Source organism: Fluviicoccus sp., from assembly GCF_030646115.1.
GTDB lineage: Bacteria > Pseudomonadota > Gammaproteobacteria > Pseudomonadales > Moraxellaceae > Fluviicoccus.
In genome coordinates this window covers 1-1,266 of sequence record NZ_JAUSMX010000037.1, presented here as the reverse complement: position 1 = coordinate 1,266, position 1,266 = coordinate 1, and the positions used below count along the sequence as shown (strand labels likewise).

Sequence of the window (1,266 nt, the reverse complement as noted above, 5' to 3'; positions counted from 1 at the left end):
GCTTCAACGCTGTGATTCGCATTCAGGCGCAGGAACAGAATCTGGAGTGCCGTGCGGAGATTGTCTACTACGAATACAACAAGGCGCGCGACCTGACCATTTGTGGCTGCCGCTTCGTTGACCTGCAACGCCCGACCCAGCTTATCATCAGCCGCTTCGTCACCTTCCTGCAGCGTGAGGGCATGGCCTGAGGGTATGGCCTGATAAAGGCTGTCCCGGCACCAGATCAAATGCCTGGAAACGGCGGCCGCAGTGTCGCCAGCCGCGGCAGATCCTCCGGTCGGTCAACGTCCCAGCGGGGCTCCAGTTCAGCCCATGTCAGTCCGGCACTGCGCAGTCTGTCGCGGGTCACCTCCAGCACGCGTTCGGTTCCCCACGGTAACTCGTCAGGCACCTCAGCGGTCAGCCCAGCACCGCTCGGCACTGCGCCGAAGAGCGCATCGCAGAGCGCCGCATTACGAGGCCCCTTTCGCAAGCCCACCAGCACATAGCCACCATCGTCCGCCGGGCCGATCACCACCGATTCGCCGCCTTCCAACTGCGTCAATGCCTGGCGCAGGTACTCCGCACCTACCGACGGACAGTCCGCTCCCACCAGAACCACATTCTCCACGCTCGTGGCACGGGACCAGGCATGCTCGACGGCATGCCGCATGCGGGCGCCAAGATCCGCACCTTCCTGAAGATGAATATCCCTTTCATTACAAAGCGATAGAAATACTTCGTGAGCATGTTGATTAACTGATGAGAAAGGCGGCGCCGCCACCCATAGCTCGGCAGGACACAGCCGCGCGCTCTGCAGGTTACCGAACACGTAACGGATCAGCGCCTCGTGCAATGCCAGCGCGCGCTCAGCTCCCAGCAGAGGCTGCAGACGCGTCTTCACTTCGCCCAGGCGTGGCTCCCTGGCGAACACCGCCAGCACGGACGAGGAGAATTCGTATTCTTTTTTATCCTTTATATTCAAATGGATGATTCACTTAGTTAATTTTCTTCTTGTGGTATTTCTTGTAGTACCTGGCGTGCAACGTGGCGGGTGCAACCCCCAGTACATACAGCAGTCGCAGCCACCACATGAGCAGCACAGTGCGCGCCACGCCATGCTGCTCCCAGCGTCGGCTGGAGGTGACGACTCTGGCGCGCAGGCAGACTGGCGGCGCGAGGCGGCGCAGTGTCTTGCTGAGCGCCACATCCTCCATCAGCGGCATATCCGGAAAACCGCCGACCCGCTCGAACACCGACCGCCGCACAAAGATCGCCTGATCG

General features: G+C 60.9%; 2 protein-coding genes and 1 pseudogene. 1 reads left to right on the top strand and 2 read right to left on the bottom strand.

Going from position 1 to position 1,266, the window contains the following annotated elements; translation table 11 throughout:
* Window positions 1–191, top strand: a 191-nt coding sequence (locus tag Q7T36_RS17910) for a hypothetical protein (protein ID WP_304852081.1), incomplete at its 5' end; no start/stop codon positions are given.
* Window positions 192–226: 35 nt separating this feature from the next.
* Here Q7T36_RS17910 and Q7T36_RS17905 read toward each other — a convergent pair.
* Window positions 227–967 (bottom strand): TIGR04282 family arsenosugar biosynthesis glycosyltransferase, encoded by a 741-nt coding sequence (locus Q7T36_RS17905; RefSeq protein ID WP_304852079.1) that lies wholly within the window; start codon window positions 965–967, stop codon window positions 227–229.
* A gap of 13 nt (window positions 968–980) precedes the next feature.
* Window positions 981–1,266: pseudogene (locus Q7T36_RS17900) on the bottom strand (glycosyl transferase); the annotation flags it as partial.